Below are 22,357 nucleotides of genomic sequence, written 5' to 3'. Positions count from 1 at the left end.
CGATGACACCGCATTATTTTATTCTGGGACTGTTTGCCCTTGCAGGCATCCTTTCATTGCTTGCCGCAGTGCTCAACTGGGGATGGTTCTTTACCGCACACAATGCCCAGGCTGTAGTACGGCGAATAGGACGCTCCCGTGCACGACTTCTGTATGGAGCACTCGGATTACTACTGATCGGGATGGCCATCTACTTCTTTCAATCACTGAGATAATCAGAGGAGAATTTGCCACAGGAGTAGTACCGGGCTTTAGGAAGTGGCAGTAGATCGAAAACAGAGATGGCAGTAGATAAAAAAAGCAGATAAACGCAGATTTCCATCTATAAGAAGATGATTTTAGCATATTGCATCCTCGTCTCTTATCTTCGGAAATCTACGTTTATATGCTTTTTAATAATCCCATCTCGTGAAGCTCAGCGTCACGTTCCGGCAAGCTATTATACCGAAGGATCCTCCCCTTCGCCTTCACCGCCTTCGGAGCCGCTACCACCGGATGAAATCCCCTTTGCCTTGCGGTAATCGGTCAGTGAGGCATAGTTTACACCTTCTTCCAGCACACCTCCGTTCTGATATTTGAGTTGCTGGATAATGTTCTGTCTGAACTCTTTGGAGGGAGTGAACAGGATACGGGGATTTTTAATCATCACCCCGGCATTAAAATCGTTGATATTTTCCACTCCATCACTTTTGAAGGTAATGCGCAGTGTCCCAAGGTCACCTACTTTTACGGTATGGCCCTGCAAGAGCTGTTCGCTGGCATATTTCCCTAATAAATCCAGTGCAGCTTCCATTTCGATGGGAGCAGTACTGGTGTTCTCTGTGGCCGAACGGGTCATTGCTTTAACACTTTGTGCTTCCCGAGTTTGAGGGACAGCATACCACTTTTTAGGTGCATCTGGCTTTGCCGGAACGCCCTTCTGTACAAGATTGAATTTCTGCATAACTTGTCTGCTTTTTAATTGTTTATAATGTCTGTGCGGCATATAAAGAGGCACAGTTGTTCTACTTTCAGAAACGCGCTAATGTCATACTTTATGACACCAATAATGTCATACTTTATGATATCAATAATATCATGTTCAGTGACACCATTAATGTCATGCTCAGTGACATCGTGATGTTATGCCCGGTGACATCGTGATGTTATGCCCGGTAACATCGTGATGTCATACCCGGTGACATCGTGATGTCATGACGGGTGACATCGTGATGTCATAACAGGTAACATCAGCATGTCTCAATGAGCAATATCAAGGAGCTATTTATCGTAGGCGTAAGTGCATTAGTTTCAGATACATACGTATATCATATCTGATAATTACAGAGGCGTCTTGATCGGTGACATACGTGTATCATTTCCGATAATAGGGATAAATCTTAAAGGAAGACAGACGAAGGTTATGTCAATCGCAAATATAACGATTCTTTTAATAAGATTAAGATTTCTTCCTATTTGTTTTCCTGTTTTTTCAATCTTTTTCTGTGGAGTGTCTTAAATAAGTTGCCTGGATTTCATCTCTAAATATTTATTGAGCACATCAATAGATAACTTATCGGGGGTAGTGAGTACGGAATAGATGCCGTTCTGTTTTAACGTAGTAACAATGAGACGCTTCTCATACGCAAACTTTTCGGCAATAACTTGCCGGTAATACCCTTCGGTATCTACCGGTTTCTTCGAGATATACTCTTTCAGATCAGCATCTTCAAAAAACACTACCAGCAAACGATGCTGCCGGGAAAGCTGCTGCAAATAAGCCAATTGACGGTTCATACTGCCAAGACTGCCGAAGTTGGTATAGAGCACCAACAGGCTTCGTTTGTTTACATGTTTGGCCAAATGCACACAAAGGGCCGAGAAGTCCGTTTCTCCAAACGTCGTCTCCTGTGCATACAAACTTTCAAGCAAGGTCTGCATTTGCCCCGCCTGTTTGGAGGCAGGAACAAACGTATCGAAATGCTCATTAAAAGTAACCAGTCCGGCTTTGTCATCCTTGCGCATGGCAACATAAGAGAGCACAAGAGAGGCATTGATAGCATAGTCCAGTAATGTCACTCCCTGAAAGGCTTGCTGCATAACGCGTCCCTTATCAATCACATTGTATATCTGCTGCGAACGCTCGTCCTGGTATACATTCACCATCAGTTGATGCCGCCGGGCACTGGCTTTCCAGTTGATAGTACGGTAATCGTCCCCTTTCACATACTCTTTTATCTGCTCAAATTCAGTCTGATGTCCTACTCTCCGGATCTTCTTGATACCCAATTCCGTAAGATTATCGCTCATAGCAAGCAGTTCATAACGATGAAGCATCAGATAAGAAGGATATACTTTTATCTTCTGCTGTTTACCGCAGGACAGGCGACGCTCTATCAACCCCAGGCGGGTAGAGGCAAACACACGAATCATTCCGAAATCATATACACCGCGATGGTTGGGACGCAGATAGTAAACAATCGTTTTTGCCTGTCCGCTATCAAGGGAAAGCTTGAAACAAATATCACGCTGCTGAAAGATCACAGGTACTTCATCTATTACCGACAGATGGACCGGAAACGGATAACGGCTCTCCACTCTTAATTTAACCTCATTGTTATCACCATTAGAAAAGCGGTCGGCACACTGACGGGAAGCCTCGATACCCTTCGTACGATAAAGAAGAAATCCGTCTGCCACCACTGCCAGAGCAAGCAAAAGCAATGTTATCTGTCCCAATAGGAACAAAGAACCAAACAGGTATCCTCCGCATAGCAACAGAATAACAAGAATAGAAAACATATAAAAGCGACGAGATAGGAATAACATAGGGAATTACTTATTTAGTTGACAGTTGACAATTGACAGTTGACAGTGAGCTGCGCTGTTATGCTGTATGATGACTTTAAAGTGTTAATGACTGAGTTTGGGGGTGAAAGATTACTTGGTTGAAAGCTTATTTAGTTGACAATTGACAGTTGAAAATTGAAAGTGAGCTGCGCTGTTATGCTGTATAATGACTTTAAACTATCAACAATTTAGTTTAGGGTTGAAAGCTGAGAGCTTATAAAGCCGAAGGCTAAAGGCTAAAGAAAACTACTATGCAGCATAACAGTGCAGCTCACTTTCAATTTTCAACTTTCAATTTTCAATTAAATAAGCTTTCAGCTTATTTCGGGACTTCCACCTTATCAATCAGTCGTTGCGTTACTTTTACCGGAGAGTAACCCTCCATTTCTGCTTCGGCTGTCAGGATAAGACGGTGCTGAAGCACGTAGGGAGCAACAAATTTAATATCCTCCGGGGTTACGAAGTCACGTCCTTGCAACAGAGCATAGGCTTTGGAAGATTGCAGCATAGCTACCGAAGCACGAGGCGAAGCTCCCAGATAAACGGCTTTACTGGTGCGGGTCTGCTGTACAATAAGAGCGATATACTGCAACAACGTGCGATCTACAAATACCCGATCCATCAGGCGACGAAGCGTAAGAAGTTCATCACGGGTAATTACCGCACGGATATCTTCCAACTTCACTAAGGCTGCATTTGTATGATGACGTTCCAAGATATCGACTTCCTCTTCTAAGGATGGATAATCCATGGTTATCTTCATCAGAAAGCGGTCCAGTTGGGCTTCGGGAAGCTTATACGTTCCTTCCTGCTCCACAGGGTTCTGGGTGGCGAGGATCGTGTAAAGTTCTCCCATCCGGTAAGTAGTGCCGTCAATACTCACCTGACGCTCTTCCATCACTTCAAAGAGGGCGGATTGCGTCTTGGCAGGAGCACGGTTTATTTCGTCCACAAGTATCATATCGGCAAACACAGGGCCGCGGTGAAAATCGAACTCATTTGTTTTCATGTTGAAAACCGTAGTCCCCAACACATCGCTCGGCATAAGGTCAGGAGTGAACTGAATGCGGCTAAAGTCAGCATCAATCAGGCGGGCGGTCAGGCGGGCAAGCAATGTTTTTGCTACACCGGGCACCCCTTCTATCAGTACATGCCCATTGGCAAGAATAGCTGTAAGTACCAAGTCTACAGTATGTTCCTGCCCCACTATGACAGAAGCAATCTGTGACTTAAGAGCTTCTATTTTCTCTCCGAAAAGAGTCAGATCAGTACGTGGAGTCTCGCTCTGTACTTCTTCCGAAGGAAGGGCAGGAGGTGTAACTTCTGCTAAAGGTTCATTCGTATCATTCATAATCTATCTGTTATATCCGATTCAATATTTCATTCATACCATCTATATAGTCTTTCATCTCTTGTTCCCAAGCTTCCCGCTCTCCCCGGACAATGGGGCGAAGTCTGGCAAACAGTTTGGCAATCTTCTCCTCTTCCAGTCCCGTCTTGCCCGCTATCTTGCGGCAAAGGACCGTATCATTGCTATCATCTTCTATGTCTATCTGTATTTCACGCCGCAAGGCCTCAGCAAAATAAGTGAACTTCTTACGAACGAGGTCGCCATGCTCTTTCTTCTGGAAATAGAGTGTACCGATCAACTCGGTAAACTCCAACGTCTTATTCTCCGGCTGGCGGATAACAGGTATCGGCCTTTGACGCCGCCGTGCAGTGAATATCATAAAAAGCAGAATGGTAAACATGGTAAGGTACAATCCCCAGCGAAGAGCCGTCTGAGACAGGAAATACCGGAACGGCGATTGCTGTTCATATTCAGCTTTGGTATAGGCTTCCGTGCGATACAAAGGCAAGTCTTTTGCCAAAGAAAGCAGACGGAAAATATAAGCGGCATTGTTTGCATCCAGCATCCCGTAGTTGGTAAACAGCAAGGGAGTGGAAATAAGAATGATTTCTCCCTTTCCCACCGGACGACGAATAGCTACCGGACCACAGGGGAGATTGACAGCCAATCGTGCCGAATCCTGTGATTGAGGCAAAGAGTCTTTCAATGCTTTCCGTATCTCGTCATTAAGAGACAAAGTGATCGAATCTCCAGTCCTGGACGCAGCACTGCACTCTCTTCTCACCAACGGGATGGAAAGTGAATCGTACTCTGTGAAGTATACATTGCAGAGATGGGAATAAAACTCAAACTTCGCTTCCGGGTAAGGATTCACAGAGTCAGGCAACCAATAAAGTGTATCACGGCGATTGAACTCACTGACGGACTTTTTCAGTTCGGACGGACGGAACCAGGTGTATGTCATGTCATATCCCAATGTGTCCGACAAAGAGAAAGCAGTAGCTGCCAGTATCACCTTGTTTCCTCTCTCGGCAAGACTCATGATTGCCTTCCTGTCAGTTTTTGTAAAGCGGAAGTTCTGGGCCACAGCAAGTATTGCCAGCGGTTCGCCTGTCGTATCATTCGCGAAGTTATAGAAAGTCCAGTCATTGCAGTAATAGTCTTTAGGCCAGGAGTCAGCCACCACATCATCAAAAATGGCACATCCGAAAGGTTGATAGTCGTTCTGGCTGAAAGTAGGATTCCAGACAAACTTCTTGGGCAAATTGTATTCTACCAGAAACATTATTGCCAGAAGGACGACTATAATGAGAGTAAACCAATGGCTGGTTTTCATGACATGCCTCCTTTCATGATTTCTCTCTGCAAAGTCTGCATCTCATGAAAAAGTACTTCGGTTGCCTCAAAATTACCATACCGCACCCGGAGGAAACGGTTGGTCAGTTCGCGAAAAGGAGTCCGCAATGCATTTGACTTTAATTCATAAGTATATTCCGTCGGAGTTTTATAAGGTTGCCAATCTATCTTTTCAGCATCACTCAATTGTTTCAGTGTCTGCAGGTAAAGCAAGCGCACCGCTTCCCGGTACTCATTGCGCAACATAGCTGCACTTATCTCCTTCTCAAAATCGATCCCGTAAATGGTGTCTTCTTCGACATGATAGGCCAACTTCTTTCCCGAACGCATAAAGAGTTCCGGACGTTTTTTGTATAGGAACCAGATCAACAACAGTACTATAAGTATAAATAAGCCCGCCAGCACAATCTCAGTATACTGCTCGGCAAACTTACTGCCAAATATTTTCTGCAACAGCTTCCCTAACCACAAATTAAGCCACCCGATCAGATCGACTTCGGGGGTCTGTAATTCACGGTTATAGTCGTACTCAGAACCACTTTGCCAAATAGCAACGGTTGCGGTGTCATAAACTAAAGTATCGGCAGGTGCAGTCATCCAAAGAAAATCAGAGCTTGTCGAAGTTATCAATATCCTCTTCTACAGAAACACTATCCACTACTTCTGAAGCATGACCATACTGATAGGCCAGACCAATAAGTGAGAAGATCATTGATAAATAGGCACCAAAGGTCTGCAAAATACCCAACAGATAAAGGAAAAAGCTATAGAGTGGAGATACAGTAACTACATTGCCCCCTTCACTCATAGCAAAGAAATATTTCACGATCGTAGCAACATACCAGGGTAACATGGCAATACCTTGCAGAATACTGGCAATAAAACTCATAATCAACATGATGAGAAAAACTCCTCCCCAAGTGGCAAACCCTAAACGAAACGTCTTTTGGAAAGCTGTTACGATACTCACGTTTTCAAACAGATAAATGGCAGCAAACAGTCCCATGGGAATACCACAAGCTACCAACAAAGGGATCGTGATGATCAAAGTAAATGGAGTCAATACAACCAGTCCTATTATTATTGCCAAAGTAACAAGGTACAACATGAAAAAGAATAAAGTCAGCTTCAGCATCCTGCCCATATTTTTCATCAGTAAAGGACGCAAGGCAGAAAGCGTAATACCTTCGAGGCGTTCTTCGCGCTCATTGTAAGTTCTCATCAATGTATAAACCAGTGCGGTAAGCAGAATCACACCAATCATATAACAAAGAATGGTTAATCCGTAATTTACCCAAAATATAGCCCCGAATATAGCTAACGGATTAGTACTACCAGCCTGTATATTGGAGGTAAAACTCATGGTACTGTCCATCAAACCATTCAAACTTAATGCCTGCACAAGGCATAAAGGCAATAGAAGGTAAGTTGTAAACTTAAACAAAGGCTTCCAGTTCTCCTTTATAAAATCGAACGAGGCGTTCATCTTCTCTCCAAAGGTACGCTTCGCATACAATGCAATTTTAGCTTTCTGTGACTCCATATGACTTTCTGTTTGGTAAATAAATATAATAGAATATGATAAATGCAAGTGAAAGAAGAATAATACCTAATCTCAGCACTGTAGGGAACTCGGTATGACGGGTGAGAAACCCTTCAATAAACCCCGCCATAATAAACACAGGAACTGTACCTATCACTATTTTCAATCCCCGCTTCGCACCACGGCGGAAAGACTCTGCACGGGAGTAAGTCCCCGGAAAAAGCCAGCCATTTCCCAAAGCCAACCCAGCAGCTCCCGCCACGATAATAGCCCATATTTCAAGCGTTCCATGCAGCCAGATTGCAAGCATGGATTCGGCCAACAACCCTTCTCCGTAAAAGAAAGTCTGAAAAGCTCCCAGCATGATTCCATTGGAAAGAAGCATGTATCCGGTACCGAAACTTGTGAGCAAACCCATAGCAAAGCAGTTGAAAGATACCATGATATTGTTCAGCGTAATACCCAGAAACATCGGCATCTCTTCCGAACCATTATATACTGCCATCGGCTGACCGTTGGCAATGTTTTCAAGTGTCATATCTACATAGCCATTACCCAGTATCAACCGTACAAAATCCGGATCGTTCCAGGCAGAGATAATACCGATAACCACACTGGCAGCAAAGATAAGAAAAGACACCAACAGCTCCTTACGGGCATCGTGCATAGTCTGAGGCACTTCGCGCGTCCAGAAAGTAATGATACGCGTCCACTTCTCCCGTTTATTACGGTAGATCACATTGTGGAGGGCCGAAGCCAGATTATTAAGATAAATAGTGATACGCGAAGAAGGATAATGTGTCTGGGCAAAAGCCAGATCGGCAGTCAGTTCCGTATATGCGTCGGCAAGCCGGTCCGGATTAAGCTTGTCAGCTTTCTCCACAACCTTCTCTGTCTCTTTCCATTTTTCAATGTTCCGGCGGATAAACGTAACTTCTTTCATTGTTTAGGGGAGTCCGGATAGAAGTTTTGTCCGAATCCGAAGCAAAAGTAAGAGAAATATGATATATTTGCAACGGAATCACAAAAATGTTTAAAAAGAAATGGCAGAATCCACCATTATTACAGGACAGTTCGTACGCATCAGCCAAACGCCTGCGAGTCTTGGCGAGCGTATGCTTGCTCTGCTGATCGATTATACCTTTTTATTTATATATGCAGTAGGGCTTAGTCTCACGTTAGCTTACCTCAATGTACATGCCTTTTCCGGTTTCTCCGTTTTCTTCTTTTTCCTGATTATCTATGCGCCGATTCTTACTTATTCGCTCCTTTGTGAAATATTCAATCGTGGGCAGAGTTTAGGAAAGCGGCTTCTCAATATACGGGTAGTCAAGGCGGATGGATCAACACCAAGCCTTAGTTCTTATTTACTCCGGTGGTTACTATTCCCCATAGACTTACCGATTACAGGAGGTTTAGGGGTCATTTTCATTCTGCTCACCAAGAATCACCAACGTCTGGGCGACCTTGCCGCCGGCACTATGGTAATAAAAGAAAAGAACTACCGGAAAATACAAGTCAGCCTTGACGAATATGATTATCTGACCAAAGGTTATCACCCGGTATATGTATCGGCTGCCGACTTATCTCTGGAACAGGTCAATGTAATAACCAAAACACTGGCATCGGGCAAAAAAGACCGTCCGCGTCGTGTCAGGTTACTGGCTGAAAAAGTTCGTTCCCTGCTATCCATTAAGCAAACGGAAGGGAACGACGAGAAATTCCTGCAAACATTATTGAGAGATTACCAGTATTATGCACTGGAAGAAATATAACTCCACAAGTTAACTCAGCCATCATAAAAACGCAGATTAACGCAAATATATCGCAAAGATCAAGTTCTGATCTGCGATAATTTGCGTTAATCTGCGTTTCCTTCTAAAGTTATCTGGTAATAGCTTTATCAGGACTTTAACGGGGTTTCACTGTAGAAAATCCGGAGACGAATTACTCCACTTGTCCCAGAGAGTTTCCATATTCCATTTCTCCCTGAACTACAAACAGCATTTCTTCAGGATCAAATTCACCCATTTCATCCTTTTTAGCCTCCTTCACGATGTAGTCCACCACCTTTTCCAAATCAATGTCAATAAAGCCATCTTCATCGGGTTGTGCATCCAGAATACCACTTTCTGAGTAATATTCATCAATCAGATCAAGAAAATAGTAAAGCTCGTCATCCGAGAACTTTTCCTTCAATTCCTGAGGCAAATAATTTTTGATGAACTCGATGGTCTTTTCGTCATCGGCATCAGCGAGTAAAAAATCGTCTTCCAGTCCCATAATCTTAATTTGTTAAGTTGAAAGCTTATAATAAGTTCTTCACTTTCTCTACAAAAACAGGTTTGCCCACAGCACCTACCTGCTTATCCACAATTTCTCCGTTCTTAAAGAAAAGAACAGTAGGAATATTGCGAATACCATATTCTGCGGCCATGTCACTATTTTCATCGACATCACATTTGCCGATAATGACCTGTCCTTCAAACTCTGTTGCCAATTCGTCGATGATAGGACCTACCATCTTACAAGGACCACACCAAGGGGCCCAAAAGTCAACAACAACCGGTTTCCCTTCTGCAAGAATTTCCTTATAGTTGCTGTCAGTAATTGCTAAAGCCATAATTTTAAAAGTTAATAGTTAGAAATTGGTAGCCGGAAGTTTATAGCCTCCAATGCTACGGTGCAAATATACTTAATTTATCCGAAACTCAAGTTCGGGTCGTTCTTTTAAATAGGAGATTAATTCTTTCCCTACAGATAGTTTTACCGGACGGGATATCAAATCAACATGCATCTTTTCATCCCTGTCTGTCACTTTAAAATAGAGCTCGGTATTCCCGGGATGATCTTTCGTCAGTGAAGACAGTTCGGCAATCATAGCTGAATTCAAAACAGACAACGGTATCAGAATTGTTATCTTTTCAACCAGTTTCTCCTTCACATCAGGGAGTAGTTCCATGGAAGTGATTTTAATATCCAATTCCTCGGGACGCCACTGTTTGGGTTGGCAACGGGCTTTAATGAAAAGGAAAGTTCCTTCACCCAGATACCCCTGATAGGTAACCCAGTCATTCCCCCAAAACGGCAACTCTGCCGAACCGGAGTAATCTTCTATCTTGGCAATACCATATGGATTACCATTCTTACTGATCCCTCTACGCACACTGGTCACTATTCCTCCCATTGTTATCTCACGCCCGGCGAGTGCTGACTTATCTTCAAGCTCAGCCATATGTGTATTACAAACATGATCGAGCACAATAGCATATTCGTCCAGCGGATGTGCAGAAAGATAAATGCCTACCAGGTCTCTTTCCCTGTTCAAACGTTCCAAATCTCCCCAACGTTCAGCAGGAAGAATTTCAGGAGTAGCAATATCAATCACGTTTTCTCCTCCAAACAGTGAATTCACCGCTGCAGCCTTATCTGCCTGATAACGGTTACCATAACGCATCAGCGTTTCAAGGAATACTTCTCCTTTTGAATTTACAGCAAAAAACTGCTCACGCTTCAGCTCAGGAAAACTATCAAATCCACCCGACAATGCCAGGCACTCCATATTCTTCTTATTGCAAGCATTCAGATTGACACGCTGTACAAAATCGAAAATGCCCTTAAACGGACCGTTTGTCCGGCGTTCTTCGATTATACTTTGTACAGCCGACTCTCCTACTCCTTTCACGGCTCCTAATCCAAAGCGAATATCACCCTGCTTGTTTACCGTAAATTTGAGATTACTTTCGTTCACATCCGGACCAAGTACCTGTATTCCCATCGCCTTACACTCATCCATCAGCTTTGTGATATCAGTAATGTTAGACAAACTTCGGCTCATAACGGCAGCCATATACTCCGAAGGATAGTTCGCCTTCAAATAAGCAGTCTGATAAGCCACCCATGAATAACAGGTAGCATGCGATTTATTAAACGCATACGAAGCAAACTTCTCCCAGTCGGTCCAGATCTTCTCAAGCACCTTTGGGTCATGTCCGTTTTTCCGTCCGCCTTCAATAAACTTCGGCTTCATATGATCCAACTTATCACGCAACTTTTTACCCATCGCTTTACGCAATGCATCGGACTCACCGCGGGTAAAGTCGGCCAGCAAACGAGACAAGAGCATCACCTGTTCCTGATACACAGTAATACCATAAGTATCCTTCAGGTATTTCTCCATAACAGGAATGTCATATTCAATCGGCTTACGCCCATGTTTACGGTCGATAAAATCAGGAATATAATCCATTGGACCCGGTCGATAAAGAGCATTCATGGCAATCAGGTCTTCAAAAGTAGAAGGTTGCAACTCACGTAGATATTTCTGCATCCCCGCAGATTCAAACTGGAACGTACCGATGGTTCGTCCGTCACTATATAATTTATAAGTAGCAGGATCTTCAATAGAAATCGTATCAATGTCCAGTTCAATATTTCTACTTAACCGGATATTCTCAACAGCTTCCTTAATAATAGATAAAGTCTTCAATCCAAGGAAGTCCATCTTAATCAATCCGGTATCTTCAATCACCGAACCTTCATACTGGGTTACGAGCATCTTCTCGCCCGTTTCCTTATCATCCGCGGTACTTACCGGTACCCAATCGGTGATATCATCACGACAGATGATCGTACCACAAGCATGTACTCCCGTACCGCGCACATTACCCTCCAGCATTAAAGCATACTTCAAGGTATCACGTACCAACGGATCAGGCGACGCCTCGGCTGCTTGCAGTTCGGGTACATAATCGATAGCATTACGCAGGTTTAATTTCTTTTCAGGGATTTTATCGGGAACGAGCTTTGCCAGACGGTCCGATTCGGACAAAGGCAGTTTCTGAACGCGCGCTACATCTTTAATTGCCAGTTTTGTGGCCATCGTACCATATGTAATGATATGTGCCACCTTCTCATGCCCATACTTTTCTGTTACCCACCGAAGTACTTCGCCACGACCGTCATCGTCAAAGTCAATATCAATATCCGGTAGTGAAATACGATCCGGATTCAGAAAACGTTCAAACAGCAAGTCATACCGGATCGGGTCAATCTTCGTAATCTGCAAACAATATGCTACAGCCGAACCGGCAGCCGATCCACGTCCCGGACCAATAGAGACTCCCATACTGCGTCCTGCTGCAATAAAGTCCTGTACAATCAAGAAGTAACCCGGAAAACCCATCGTCTTCATAATATGCAACTCAAACACAAGCCGCTCTTTTATCTCCGGGCTTAAAGGATCTCCATAGAATTTCTTCGCTCCGTCAAATGTCAGCTTCTTCAGATAATCCGCTTCAAGCTTAATACGATACAATTTGTCGTACCCACCTAATCGCTTTATCTTATCCAGGGCCGCGTCTTCACTCAGTACTACATTTCCATTTTCGTCCTGCGTAAATTCGTCGAAAAGATCTTTCTCTGTATATTTCTGCCGATACCCTTCTTCCGTTCCGAACTCTTCGGGAATGGCAAAAGTGGGCATGATAGGAGCATGGTCAATGGAGTAGTACTCCACTTTATCGAGAATCTCAAGCGTATTACTCAAAGCCTCAGGAACATCAGCAAAGAGCTCATTCATCTCTTCACGCGTTTTCATCCATTCTTGTTTGGTGTAAAGCATACGCTTCGGATCATCCAGATCTTTACCCGTACTCAAACAAATAAGACGGTCATGTGCTTCCGCATGTGCTTCCTCCACGAAATGAACGTCGTTAGAGCAAATCAGCTTAACATTATACTTTTTAGAATATTCGATGAGATGACTGTTCACATTTACCTGCAATGGATACGCTTCATGATTGGCGCGAGGAACAGTAGCCTTGTGTCGTTGAAGTTCCAGATAATAATCTTCTCCAAAGAGGTTCTTGTACCATTGGATGGCTTCCTCGGCCTCATCCAGCAAACCCTGCGTTATCTTTTTAGGCACTTCGCCACCCAAACAGGCTGAGCACACAATCAAACCTTCGTGATATTTCTCCAGCTCATTCCGGTCGGTACGCGGACGCATATAATATCCGTTAGTCCAGGCATGTGATACCAGCTTTATAAGATTATGATAACCTTTTTCATTCTTCGCCAGTACTATTAAGTGGTAACCGCTCTGATCCGGCTTTCCCTCTTTTTTATCCATAGTACGACGAGCCACATACATCTCACAGCCAATGACGGGCTTAAACAGTTTTGCTTCGGCTTCAGCTATTTTAGCTTTACAAGCAGCAATTTCCGCTTCTTTATCTTCGCATTCCACTTTACCGGATTCGATGGCAGCAATACGTTTTTTCTGCTCTTTTATCTCTCCCTTCGGTCCACCATTTTTCTTATTGACATAGTTAGTAAATTCCTTGATACCGAACATATTTCCATGATCGGTTACGGCAATTCCCTTCATCCCATTTTTCATGGCTTTATCTACCAAAGCACTGACGCTGGCCTGACCATCTAAAAGAGAATATTGGGTATGAACATGTAAGTGAACGAAATCCTGCATAATGAATAGGTTGATGATTTTAAGCCATAAAATTACAATCTCTGGGGTTACTAACAAAAATAATGCCCAAAAAGTTATCAACATTTGTATTTCTATGCTCATTTACTTGCTGGATTTTTAAATTAACTATATTTTTGCAGACAATTATCATTAAACAGTGCACATGGGCAGACTAAAGAAATTAAAAAAAATACGTATTCACCGTGAAGGTACTCATATTCTGTGGGGAGGTATCATCTTTCTACTGTTAATTAATGCGGCTCTTTACTGGGGAATAGACTGTAAAATACCATTTTATCTGGTGGCTTTGGCCAGTATCATTGTCTACGGATTGATGGTAAACTTCTTCCGTTGTCCAAAGCGTCTTTTCGGAGGAGAAACCGAGAAGATTGTTGTTGCGCCGGCTGATGGAAAGATTGTGGTTATTGAGGAGGTAGACGAACACGAATACTTCCATGACCGTCGTCTCATGATATCTATCTTCATGAGTGTACTGAATGTACATGCCAACTGGTATCCGGTGGATGGAACCGTAAAGAAGGTAGCCCATCACAATGGCAAGTTCTTGAAAGCCTGGTTGCCAAAAGCCAGTACAGAGAACGAACGTTCAACGGTAGTTATTGAAACTCCGGAAGGAGTGGAAATTATGGCACGCCAAATTGCCGGAGCATTAGCCCGCCGTATCGTCACTTACGCAGAAGTAGGTGAAGAATGCTATATTGACGAACATATGGGATTTATCAAATTTGGTTCCCGTGTAGATGTATATCTCCCATTGGGCACAGAAGTTTGTGTTACTATGGGACAATTAACCACCGGTAACCAGACGGTTATCGCCAAACTGAAATAAAAAACTGTCACAATGACAAATGCCCTAAAGAACTATATACCCAATACAGTAACCTGCCTGAACCTTTTTTCCGGTTGTATTGCCTCTGTCATGGCTTTCGAAGCACGTTATGACCTGGCTCTTACTTTTATTATATTAAGTGCTGTTTTTGATTTCTTTGATGGCATGTTGGCACGTACTCTCAATGCACACTCTCCTATCGGAAAAGACCTTGATTCGCTTGCCGATGATATTAGCTTTGGTGTAGCCCCTTCATTCGTTATCTTTTCACTATTAAGAGAAATGCACTATCCGGCAAATATCGAAGTGATTGCTCCCTATCTGCCATATGCTGCTTTTCTTATCTCTGTTTTTTCAGGCTTACGATTGGCTAAATTTAATAACGATACCCGCCAGACCAGTTCTTTTATCGGTCTGCCGGTTCCGGCTAATGCATTATTCTGGGGAGCTCTAATCCTTGGAGCTCATGACTTTCTTATATCCGAAAGCTGCCACCCTTTATACATCCTATTATTGGTAATGCTTTTTTCATGGTTGCTGATATCAGAAATACCAATGTTCTCTCTTAAATTCAAGAACTTATCCTGGAAAGACAATAAAGTTAGTTTTATCTTTTTAATCGTATGCATTCCCTTGTTGGTCTTCTTAGGCATCAGTGGATTTGCGGCAATCATCTTGTGGTATATCATACTTTCACTTTTTACAAGAAAAAATAGATAAACATTCCTTTTGGCACGTTTGTTGTACTATCAGTTTCAAACAACGTATAAAACTAATAGCTCATGTTTAATCTTCTTGGATTCTTTTTTATTCTAATAATAGCCGTCCTCGTTATTGGCGTTTCAATTGTAGGAAGTATCTTGCGAGCCCTTTTTGGCTTCGGACGTCGTTCTACATCCAGCACACGTACTTATACCACTACGAACGAAAGACAGCAACAACAAAACTCCCAAAGAAGAGAACAAGAGGAGGAAAGCGTAACAGAAGATGATTTTCAACCCCGGAGACACAAAAAGATATTCGCTAAAGATGAGGGGGAATACGTTGATTTTGAAGAAATAAAGGAATAATGTGCTAATATGCCAATGTGCCAATTACCATGCGGATGATAGCGCAGCATAATTGGCATATTATTCACCTTTTTGCCGCAAAGAACTCTTTCATCAAAGCAGCACATTCATCGGCCAATACACCTTTTACCACTATTGTCTTGGGATGCAATGCTTGTGCAGCATACTTTTGATAACCACGTTTCTCATCTTCTGCTCCGAAAACAAGTTTTCCTGTCTGTGCCCAGGCAATGGCTCCGGCACACATGACGCATGGTTCCACTGTAACATATAACGTACATTCATTCAGATATTTACCACCAAGAACATTGGCAGCAGCAGTGATTGCCTGCATTTCGGCATGGGCAGTTACATCATTCAGGGTTTCAGTGAGGTTGTGAGCACGACCAATAATCCGCTCTTTACAAACAACCACAGCCCCCACAGGCACTTCACCTCTGTCGGCAGCCTTTTGCGCCTCTATGAGCGCTTGTTTCATAAAATAAGTATCGTCCAGCATAGGGTTTCAACGCCTCATATCGTGTTCACCAAAAAGAGTAGGATAATCCTCCTCCATATTTTTATGAATAAACATGAGAATCGTCTCACGAAGCCAACGTGATTTATTCGTTATCTTATATTTCTCCAGATAACGATCCACAATCAATTGTTCATCTTCGCTTAGTAAAATGCTCATTCGCCGCTCACGTTTAGTGAGTTCAACATGCATCTTAAGGCCTTTTTTAGCTCTCTTTCCCATATTCTCTGCAAAATTACTTTTACTTCTGTAAAAACAAAGAATAAAAAGAGTATTTTTGCATATTAACTGCCAAATTCCGAATTTTAACTGCTAAATCTATGGCTTCACACAATGAATTAGGAAAAGCCGGAGAAGATGCCGCTGTGGCCTATCTGGAAAAGAATGAGTATATCATTCGTCATCGTAACTGGCGAAAAGGACATCTTGAACTTGACATTGTGGCAGCCAAAGACAATGAACTTATTGTAGTGGAAGTTAAGACCCGTAGTGATGCAAATATCATGCAACCCGAAGAGGCCGTTACTGTGCAGAAAATCAAGCATACCGTAAAAGCGGCAGATACTTATATCAGGATTTTTCAGCTTGATGTACCGGTACGTTTCGATATTATCACAGTTGTAGGAAAAGCAGGAGATTTTAAAATAGAACATATAAAAGAGGCGTTTTATCCGCCCATATTTTGAGCGTATGAATGTAGAAAAAGCAAGAGAATATTGTATAAGCAAGAAAGGAGTAACAGAATGTTTACCTTTTGATGATGTATCACTCGTTATGAAAGTGATGGATAAAATGTTTGCTCTGATCGATCTGGAGGGAACTAATAGCATTTCTCTAAAGTGTGACCCGGAATATGCAATCGAGCTTCGTGAGCGTTATTCTGCAGTTAATGGGGCTTATCATTTTAATAAGAAATACTGGAACAGTGTCTGCTTTGACCAGGATGCAGACGATCGTCTGATAGAACATCTGATAGACCATTCTTACGAAGAAGTTTTAAAAAAGTTTACCAAAAAATTGCGTGCCGAATATGATGCACTTCCCTGAATCATTTCCCGTGTCTCTGATTTATCTGGAAGAGACAGAGTCAACTAATAAATACCTGAATGAGATCTGTAACCAACAGTGTGTCGGAGAGTTGACAACTGTTACCACAGACTTCCAAACCTCAGGGAGAGGACAACGTGGGAATAGCTGGGAATCTGAGAGGGGACAAAACCTTATGTTCAGCTTTGTACTCTATCCTGCCTTCCTGAAAGCCCGCAAACAATTCCTGCTCTCCCAGATTATCTCTTTGGCCATCAAAGAAGAGCTGGACACACATGTTTCTGATGTCTCCATCAAATGGCCGAACGATATTTACTGGAAAGATAAGAAGATTTGCGGCATGCTTATCGAGAATGATCTGACAGGAACTCATATCAGCCGGAGCATTGCGGGTATTGGAATCAATATCAACCAGGAAGCATTTACCAGTCCGGCTCCCAACCCGGTATCTTTAAAACAAATCACAGGACAATCTTACAGCCCTGAACAGATATTAGCTTCTACCATGAGACGGATAAAAGACTACTATGCGTTACTGCAAACAGAGAACGAAAGTGTAAACACTCTCATAGCCGACCGATATGCCGGATCTCTTTTCCGTAAAGATGGATTTCACCGATACACCGATGCCAATGGAAAGTTTCTGGCCCGCCTTCTACGTGTAGAACCGGACGGACGGCTTATTCTTGAAGATCAGATCGGAACGGAACGAACCTATCTATTCAAAGAGGTACAATATGACATATAATAAGCTGCTAACAAGAATCTCTCTACCCGCTCCGCTTACTTCATTTCAACTTCCAGTTTCCTTATTTTCTCCAGCGTTTTCATAACCTCTGTTGATGGAAACTGGCGGACTACGTTCTGCAGATATTCTTTCGCCTTACCATATCTTTCAGTCATAAGCCGGCTCAACCCATCCTTGTAACGAGCATACTGCATACGGGTGGGAGAATTAATTTTCTTATAATCACGTATCAACTGCTGCTTCTCCTGTTCAGCTTTCAGATAATAATAATTACCGACAAAGATATTAGCAGCCAGATTATTTGCATCCAGCGAGAGCACTTTCTGATAGGTCTGTAAAGCCTCTTCTTCTTTCCCTCTGCATACTTCTGTCTCTGCACAAGTCAAAAGCCACTTTATATCATTAGGGAACTTTTGAAGAAGCTCTTTACAAAACAAATAAGCCTTATCGTAGTTTCGTGCATTTTTATAATGAAGCGTCAACTCCTGAGCCATTTTAGCACTGACATTGCTATTCTTGTCTACACTTGTCCAATAAAACATCTCAGACTTATCAGCATTAAGTTGAATAGCCTGACGGAACAAGCTGACAGCCTGCTCCCATTGTTCGGCAGCCATCGCTTCCGAAACCTTCTGCAACACATCTCCGGCAACCTGTGCCGAAAGTGCAAACGGAAAAGAAATCAAAAAAGTAAAAAGTAAAGTTAAGGCTCTCATTTCATTAATACTTATTTAGTTAAGCACCTTGCAAAGATAACGTTTTATTCTCATTTTGTAAGTACGAACCAATTAAATAGAGTTATTGTTCAGTTAAATTTCATGATATATATTTTTTAATCTAACTTTGTCTTCAGAATGAGCAAAAAGAGATCGATCAATAACGGAAACAGGCGCATCCTTGAGATTGCGATACCCTCTATCATTTCCAATATTACAGTCCCATTGCTGGGATTGATTGACGTCACGATTGTGGGGCATCTGGGGGCACCTGCTTATATCGGAGCGATTGCGGTAGGTGGTCTGCTGTTCAATATCATTTATTGGATTTTTGGGTTTCTGCGCATGGGTACAAGCGGAATGACCTCACAAGCTTACGGAAAGCGCGATCTGGACGAAGTAACCCGTCTGTTACTACGTTCTGTTGGTGTAGGGTTATTTATCGCCTTTTGCCTGTTATTACTTCAATATCCCATCCAGAAAACGGCCTTTACCTTTATTAAAACCAGTCGGGAGGTACAAGAACTCGCTACTCTCTATTTTCGTATCTGCATATGGGGAGCACCTGCCATGCTCGGACTTTATGGCTTCGCCGGATGGTTTATCGGCATGCAGAACTCCCGATTTCCTATGTATATCGCCATTACGCAAAACATAGTAAATATTGTAGCCAGCCTAAGTTTTGTTTACCTGCTGAAGATGAAAGTGGAAGGTGTTGCCCTTGGTACTCTCATTGCCCAATATGCCGGTTTCTTCATGGCACTTCTGTTATGGATATATTATTATAAACCGTTGCGAAAACGTATCACTTTAAAAGGAATCTGGCAAGGGCAGGCAATGTCCCGTTTTTTTTCTGTAAACCGGGACATATTCTTTCGTACACTCTGCCTGGTGATTGTCACCATCTATTTCACCTCGGCCGGAGCAGCACAAGGTGAAATTGTACTTGCTGTAAACACGCTTCTGATGCAGTTATTCACCCTCTTTTCCTATATTATGGATGGATTTGCCTATGCCGGAGAAGCATTGGCCGGTAAATACATTGGTGCCCGTAACCGGATAGCACTACATCAGACAGTACGCCAATTGTTCAATTGGGGTATAGGACTTTCAGTTGTCTTTACGCTACTCTATGCTATCGGAGGCAAGTCTTTTCTCGAACTACTTACCAATGAGCCTACAGTGATCGACGAAGCAGGCAACTATTTCTATTGGGTACTTGCCATCCCTCTGGCTGGTTTCTCCGCTTTTTTGTGGGATGGTATCTTTATCGGAGCCACAGCCACCCGGCAAATGCTTGCCTCGATGCTTGTGGCTTCCGTAAGTTTCTTCGTTACCTATTATGTTTTCCACGCCCAAATGGGAAATCATGCTCTATGGCTGGCTTTTCTGGTCTACCTTTTCCTCCGGGGAGTTATACAGGCGTTTTTGTCGAAAAAGATTCTGAATAATATTCCGGATACTTAACCACACATGCTCCGGAGCCCTTATTCTACATAAACTTTCGTAGTATAATCCGCCCCACCTTTTATCTGAACATTTACCACATAGACACCTGAAGTCAACACATGGCTCTTGACAACCTCCCCGGTAGTGACGGCAAATGATTGCAACTGCGTACCATTTACATTATATATATTCACGTGCCCCATATCCTCCGAAGAAATCACCACTCTTCCTTTTTCTGCCGATACACGTGGTTGCTGTTCACCGTTTTTTGCGATAGTTATCCCTGTAGCCTTCTTACGAGCTGCCAACTGCGCATCGTAAAGTGACTGCGGCTGCAAACCTTTTTTCTTTTGTCCTTCTATGTATCCGGTAGTATATACACTCGTATTACGGTATTTACGGATAGTATTTGCCGTACAACCAATCGCATAGTTCTGTCCGGTAGGTACTTTATCCAGATAAATCATCCCCTGTTGCACATCGCAATTCCAGAATACACTGTTGGTTCCTCCCCAACCATGTCCGCTACCCATATTATCACGTAGGAACATGCCTATTTTACCTGCATTATTTTTCACCGTACCTACTTCTTTCCAGTTGTCAAACAAAATTCCCTGCGACCAAAGCCGGTGTCCTTCGGAAGATGCCAATGAAAGCTCCGAACGGAAATTCTGAACTACGATACCACTTACTGTAGCACACCCATTAGACAGATAATGATGGCGTCCGTTACGTCCATAGCAGTTTTTAAGCAGTACTAATTGGGAACGATGATACGTTTCAAAATTATAATAAGTCCCTCCGGTACACAATCCCGACGGGTCGATAGAGTAACAATCTTCTATCGTACTACGTGTAGTAGAAGTTATTTTAATTCCTGCATGGATGAATCCGGTCAGTGATACTCCCTTCACCCAACTGTTTTCCAATGAACTCATGTAAATACAGTTCTGATCGGCATTAACCTTAGAACTACTCGGTGTGCGTTCAAAAGAGATATGCAGATTCTCTATACCTATATTATGACGTATGGTTGTAGCATTATTTATCTTATAAATATAAGCTTGTGAATACGTCTTGTCAAGTGTATAAAACAGCGGAGCATCCAGTGTGATGGTATTCCCTTCCACCTTCGTCACATAGCGGTGATAGGACATATCTACGTCCTTTGCCTTCCATTTCATAGAAGCATCGGTGTTCCGGTTCGAATTTCCACCATACCACACAGCCTCCAGCCAGGCTTCCGTTGTAGGGTACTTCACGCAAATAAGATCGCCTGGTTTGTATGCACTTGCATCTGCCACTTCCAAACTATAATCTCCCGGCATCACTTTCTCTGTGGTAACATTCGTACGGTTGCTTCCCGAACCATTCCCCCAGTTATGTGCCGAACTGTTTCCCATCAATATCAATCGTTTCGCTTTCTCTTTGGCATTTCTTCCAAAAAGCACTGTAGAGTCTGTCGTTGCATAACAATTGCCTTCACCGCGTAAGATCACTCCGGGATAAGTCATATTAATCGTTCCGTCTACATTATATCGTCCCGCTTTAAGTAGCACTACCCCACGTATACCATTTCCATCGGGTGTATAAGCCCCTACCTTATTAATAGCAGCCTGTATGTGTGCCGTGTTATCTGCTGAAGCATCCGGAAGAGGGCTAATGGTCTCTGTCCGGTCGGGCAAATCGATCACCGGAATAGGTTCCCCGTTCTTATAACCCGCCTGACTGAAATCTGGCAAAACAAACCCGTCGGCATCCCGCACATAGGTAAGCGAACCATCATCGCTCATCTTCAATAGTTTTGACTGCCAGGGTTCCTGAGCTTGAAGTACTCCTGTACACAATGTAAAGGCAATTCCTAAAGAAAGTAATTTTGTATTGTTTCTCATAATAATTAATATTTCGACCTCTGCAAAGAAAGGTAATATCTCCTATATTGCTTTGCAGCATTATTCCAAATACTATTAAGATTATCTCAAAATTATCGGTGAGATTAATTTAAATAATTTGCTGATACGCCAATACATCAATGCCTTTCAACGCTACAACGATACCAATTGTATATTGACATAGTAGTATATTGGCAGATTATCCATCAATTTTGAGTAAAGCGCCATCTACCATTGCCATCTATTTCTTTCTCCGGTATTGATAAAGTTCTATCTCATAGAGTAACGTATTGATCCCCGGTATGTAACGTTGTTTTAGATGTACATGTAAAGCAGTACGAGATGTGCATGTCGTGCAGCTCCACATGTGCATGTCATACCGCTTTAGATGTACATGTAAAACAATACTGCCCACAGAGAAACAGGGCCGACGCATTAAAATGCGCTGTCCTGTAAAAGTGTTGACAGGTATTTTTCATCCCATCCTGCTTTCAGCCTT

Annotated in this window: 23 protein-coding genes; 9 read left to right on the top strand and 14 right to left on the bottom strand. The window is 42.8% G+C overall.

Annotated features, from left to right (window positions below):
• Positions 1–2: 2 nt before the first annotated feature.
• On the top strand, positions 3–215 hold the full coding sequence (locus HCG69_RS12885) for an immunity 17 family protein (protein ID WP_221650359.1): 213 nt from the start codon (positions 3–5) through the stop codon (positions 213–215).
• A 224-nt stretch (positions 216–439) separates the two neighbouring features.
• Here HCG69_RS12885 and HCG69_RS12880 read toward each other — a convergent pair whose 3' ends face one another.
• The 7 genes from HCG69_RS12880 to HCG69_RS12850 all read right to left on the bottom strand — a co-directional run bounded on the left by HCG69_RS12880 (position 440) and on the right by HCG69_RS12850 (position 8,022).
• Positions 440–943, bottom strand: coding sequence for a hypothetical protein (locus HCG69_RS12880; RefSeq protein WP_221650358.1), 504 nt, complete (start codon positions 941–943; stop codon positions 440–442).
• Between the two features lie 551 nt (positions 944–1,494).
• On the bottom strand, positions 1,495–2,808 hold the full coding sequence (locus HCG69_RS12875) for a DUF58 domain-containing protein (protein ID WP_221650357.1): 1,314 nt from the start codon (positions 2,806–2,808) through the stop codon (positions 1,495–1,497).
• Positions 2,809–3,148: 340 nt separating this feature from the next.
• Positions 3,149–4,180 carry a MoxR family ATPase gene (locus tag HCG69_RS12870; RefSeq protein WP_255585913.1) on the bottom strand — a complete coding sequence of 344 codons (1,032 nt, stop codon included), beginning with the start codon at positions 4,178–4,180 and terminating at the stop codon, positions 3,149–3,151.
• Between the two features lie 10 nt (positions 4,181–4,190).
• Positions 4,191–5,516, bottom strand: coding sequence for a DUF4350 domain-containing protein (locus HCG69_RS12865; protein ID WP_221650356.1), 1,326 nt, complete (start codon positions 5,514–5,516; stop codon positions 4,191–4,193).
• Complete coding sequence (locus HCG69_RS12860; protein WP_221650355.1) at positions 5,513–6,133, bottom strand: DUF4129 domain-containing protein; 621 nt, start codon at positions 6,131–6,133, stop codon at positions 5,513–5,515. The genes HCG69_RS12865 and HCG69_RS12860 overlap by 4 nt, the downstream gene beginning before the upstream one ends.
• A 10-nt stretch (positions 6,134–6,143) precedes the next feature.
• Positions 6,144–7,079 carry a hypothetical protein gene (locus HCG69_RS12855; RefSeq protein ID WP_221650354.1) on the bottom strand — a complete coding sequence of 312 codons (936 nt, stop codon included), beginning with the start codon at positions 7,077–7,079 and terminating at the stop codon, positions 6,144–6,146.
• Positions 7,060–8,022 (bottom strand): stage II sporulation protein M, encoded by a 963-nt coding sequence (locus HCG69_RS12850; RefSeq protein WP_195571464.1) that lies wholly within the window; start codon positions 8,020–8,022, stop codon positions 7,060–7,062. Before HCG69_RS12850 ends, HCG69_RS12855 begins: the two co-directional genes overlap by 20 nt.
• Before the next feature lie 100 nt (positions 8,023–8,122).
• Here HCG69_RS12850 and HCG69_RS12845 point away from each other — a divergent pair, with 100 nt between their 5' ends.
• Complete coding sequence (locus tag HCG69_RS12845) at positions 8,123–8,854, top strand: RDD family protein (RefSeq protein ID WP_025867536.1); 732 nt, start codon at positions 8,123–8,125, stop codon at positions 8,852–8,854.
• Positions 8,855–9,026: 172 nt separating this feature from the next.
• Here the strand turns inward: HCG69_RS12845 and HCG69_RS12840 are convergent, their stop codons facing one another.
• The 3 genes from HCG69_RS12840 to dnaE form a co-directional block, all read right to left on the bottom strand.
• Positions 9,027–9,362 (bottom strand): hypothetical protein, encoded by a 336-nt coding sequence (locus tag HCG69_RS12840; protein WP_002559241.1) that lies wholly within the window; start codon positions 9,360–9,362, stop codon positions 9,027–9,029.
• A 25-nt stretch (positions 9,363–9,387) separates the two neighbouring features.
• Positions 9,388–9,702 carry a thioredoxin gene (trxA, locus tag HCG69_RS12835; RefSeq protein ID WP_007484014.1) on the bottom strand — a complete coding sequence of 105 codons (315 nt, stop codon included), beginning with the start codon at positions 9,700–9,702 and terminating at the stop codon, positions 9,388–9,390.
• Between the two features lie 72 nt (positions 9,703–9,774).
• A complete protein-coding gene (dnaE, locus tag HCG69_RS12830) occupies positions 9,775–13,569 on the bottom strand; it encodes a DNA polymerase III subunit alpha (protein WP_221650403.1) in 3,795 nt (1,264 codons plus the stop codon).
• A gap of 163 nt (positions 13,570–13,732) precedes the next feature.
• Between dnaE and HCG69_RS12825 the strand changes: the two genes are divergently transcribed.
• From HCG69_RS12825 to HCG69_RS12815, 3 genes are all read left to right on the top strand, one after another.
• On the top strand, positions 13,733–14,419 hold the full coding sequence (locus HCG69_RS12825) for a phosphatidylserine decarboxylase family protein (protein ID WP_002559238.1): 687 nt from the start codon (positions 13,733–13,735) through the stop codon (positions 14,417–14,419).
• Between the two features lie 12 nt (positions 14,420–14,431).
• Positions 14,432–15,139, top strand: a complete 708-nt coding sequence (gene pssA / locus HCG69_RS12820) for a CDP-diacylglycerol--serine O-phosphatidyltransferase (RefSeq protein ID WP_221650353.1) — start codon at positions 14,432–14,434, stop codon at positions 15,137–15,139.
• Between the two features lie 62 nt (positions 15,140–15,201).
• Entirely contained in the window at positions 15,202–15,489 is a 288-nt protein-coding gene (locus tag HCG69_RS12815; protein ID WP_221650352.1) for a DUF4834 family protein, read from the top strand.
• A 64-nt stretch (positions 15,490–15,553) separates the two neighbouring features.
• Here HCG69_RS12815 and HCG69_RS12810 read toward each other — a convergent pair whose 3' ends face one another.
• Positions 15,554–15,988 (bottom strand): nucleoside deaminase, encoded by a 435-nt coding sequence (locus tag HCG69_RS12810; RefSeq protein WP_221650351.1) that lies wholly within the window; start codon positions 15,986–15,988, stop codon positions 15,554–15,556.
• A 6-nt stretch (positions 15,989–15,994) separates the two neighbouring features.
• On the bottom strand, positions 15,995–16,228 hold the full coding sequence (locus HCG69_RS12805; RefSeq protein ID WP_002559234.1) for a hypothetical protein: 234 nt from the start codon (positions 16,226–16,228) through the stop codon (positions 15,995–15,997).
• Between the two features lie 98 nt (positions 16,229–16,326).
• Here HCG69_RS12805 and HCG69_RS12800 point away from each other — a divergent pair, with 98 nt between their 5' ends.
• Genes HCG69_RS12800 through HCG69_RS12790 form a run of 3 tightly spaced genes read left to right on the top strand, consistent with a single transcriptional unit; the run spans position 16,327 to position 17,801 of the window.
• Positions 16,327–16,692 carry a YraN family protein gene (locus tag HCG69_RS12800; protein WP_221650350.1) on the top strand — a complete coding sequence of 122 codons (366 nt, stop codon included), beginning with the start codon at positions 16,327–16,329 and terminating at the stop codon, positions 16,690–16,692.
• Positions 16,693–16,696: 4 nt separating this feature from the next.
• Positions 16,697–17,053: an MmcQ/YjbR family DNA-binding protein gene (locus HCG69_RS12795; RefSeq protein WP_221650349.1), complete on the top strand. Its 357-nt coding sequence runs from the start codon at positions 16,697–16,699 to the stop codon at positions 17,051–17,053.
• Positions 17,037–17,801: a biotin--[acetyl-CoA-carboxylase] ligase gene (locus HCG69_RS12790; RefSeq protein ID WP_221650348.1), complete on the top strand. Its 765-nt coding sequence runs from the start codon at positions 17,037–17,039 to the stop codon at positions 17,799–17,801. The genes HCG69_RS12795 and HCG69_RS12790 overlap by 17 nt, the downstream gene beginning before the upstream one ends.
• A gap of 35 nt (positions 17,802–17,836) precedes the next feature.
• Here HCG69_RS12790 and HCG69_RS12785 read toward each other — a convergent pair whose 3' ends face one another.
• Positions 17,837–18,517 carry a lipopolysaccharide assembly protein LapB gene (locus tag HCG69_RS12785; protein WP_221650347.1) on the bottom strand — a complete coding sequence of 227 codons (681 nt, stop codon included), beginning with the start codon at positions 18,515–18,517 and terminating at the stop codon, positions 17,837–17,839.
• A 138-nt stretch (positions 18,518–18,655) separates the two neighbouring features.
• On the opposite strand from HCG69_RS12785, the gene HCG69_RS12780 reads away from it, so the two are divergent.
• Complete coding sequence (locus HCG69_RS12780; RefSeq protein WP_221650346.1) at positions 18,656–19,984, top strand: MATE family efflux transporter; 1,329 nt, start codon at positions 18,656–18,658, stop codon at positions 19,982–19,984.
• Positions 19,985–20,004: 20 nt separating this feature from the next.
• Here HCG69_RS12780 and HCG69_RS12775 read toward each other — a convergent pair whose 3' ends face one another.
• Positions 20,005–21,858 carry a T9SS type A sorting domain-containing protein gene (locus tag HCG69_RS12775; RefSeq protein WP_221650345.1) on the bottom strand — a complete coding sequence of 618 codons (1,854 nt, stop codon included), beginning with the start codon at positions 21,856–21,858 and terminating at the stop codon, positions 20,005–20,007.
• Positions 21,859–22,357: the final 499 nt, after the last annotated feature.

The organism is Bacteroides sp. K03 (genome assembly GCF_019734355.1).
In the GTDB taxonomy this organism is placed as follows: domain Bacteria; phylum Bacteroidota; class Bacteroidia; order Bacteroidales; family Bacteroidaceae; genus Bacteroides; species Bacteroides nordii.
This window is presented reverse-complemented; position numbering and strand designations above follow the sequence as displayed.

Coding starts and splice junctions, on each gene's coding strand:
- HCG69_RS12885 (WP_221650359.1), top strand. CDS start 3: ATGACACCGCATTATTTTATTCTGGGACTGTTTGCCCTTGCAGGCATC.
- HCG69_RS12880 (WP_221650358.1), bottom strand. CDS start 943: ATGCAGAAATTCAATCTTGTACAGAAGGGCGTTCCGGCAAAGCCAGAT.
- HCG69_RS12875 (WP_221650357.1), bottom strand. CDS start 2,808: ATGTTATTCCTATCTCGTCGCTTTTATATGTTTTCTATTCTTGTTATT.
- HCG69_RS12870 (WP_255585913.1), bottom strand. CDS start 4,180: ATGAATGATACGAATGAACCTTTAGCAGAAGTTACACCTCCTGCCCTT.
- HCG69_RS12865 (WP_221650356.1), bottom strand. CDS start 5,516: ATGAAAACCAGCCATTGGTTTACTCTCATTATAGTCGTCCTTCTGGCA.
- HCG69_RS12860 (WP_221650355.1), bottom strand. CDS start 6,133: ATGACTGCACCTGCCGATACTTTAGTTTATGACACCGCAACCGTTGCT.
- HCG69_RS12855 (WP_221650354.1), bottom strand. CDS start 7,079: ATGGAGTCACAGAAAGCTAAAATTGCATTGTATGCGAAGCGTACCTTT.
- HCG69_RS12850 (WP_195571464.1), bottom strand. CDS start 8,022: ATGAAAGAAGTTACGTTTATCCGCCGGAACATTGAAAAATGGAAAGAG.
- HCG69_RS12845 (WP_025867536.1), top strand. CDS start 8,123: ATGGCAGAATCCACCATTATTACAGGACAGTTCGTACGCATCAGCCAA.
- HCG69_RS12840 (WP_002559241.1), bottom strand. CDS start 9,362: ATGGGACTGGAAGACGATTTTTTACTCGCTGATGCCGATGACGAAAAG.
- trxA (WP_007484014.1), bottom strand. CDS start 9,702: ATGGCTTTAGCAATTACTGACAGCAACTATAAGGAAATTCTTGCAGAA.
- dnaE (WP_221650403.1), bottom strand. CDS start 13,569: ATGCAGGATTTCGTTCACTTACATGTTCATACCCAATATTCTCTTTTA.
- HCG69_RS12825 (WP_002559238.1), top strand. CDS start 13,733: ATGGGCAGACTAAAGAAATTAAAAAAAATACGTATTCACCGTGAAGGT.
- pssA (WP_221650353.1), top strand. CDS start 14,432: ATGACAAATGCCCTAAAGAACTATATACCCAATACAGTAACCTGCCTG.
- HCG69_RS12815 (WP_221650352.1), top strand. CDS start 15,202: ATGTTTAATCTTCTTGGATTCTTTTTTATTCTAATAATAGCCGTCCTC.
- HCG69_RS12810 (WP_221650351.1), bottom strand. CDS start 15,988: ATGCTGGACGATACTTATTTTATGAAACAAGCGCTCATAGAGGCGCAA.
- HCG69_RS12805 (WP_002559234.1), bottom strand. CDS start 16,228: ATGGGAAAGAGAGCTAAAAAAGGCCTTAAGATGCATGTTGAACTCACT.
- HCG69_RS12800 (WP_221650350.1), top strand. CDS start 16,327: ATGGCTTCACACAATGAATTAGGAAAAGCCGGAGAAGATGCCGCTGTG.
- HCG69_RS12795 (WP_221650349.1), top strand. CDS start 16,697: ATGAATGTAGAAAAAGCAAGAGAATATTGTATAAGCAAGAAAGGAGTA.
- HCG69_RS12790 (WP_221650348.1), top strand. CDS start 17,037: ATGATGCACTTCCCTGAATCATTTCCCGTGTCTCTGATTTATCTGGAA.
- HCG69_RS12785 (WP_221650347.1), bottom strand. CDS start 18,517: ATGAGAGCCTTAACTTTACTTTTTACTTTTTTGATTTCTTTTCCGTTT.
- HCG69_RS12780 (WP_221650346.1), top strand. CDS start 18,656: ATGAGCAAAAAGAGATCGATCAATAACGGAAACAGGCGCATCCTTGAG.
- HCG69_RS12775 (WP_221650345.1), bottom strand. CDS start 21,858: ATGAGAAACAATACAAAATTACTTTCTTTAGGAATTGCCTTTACATTG.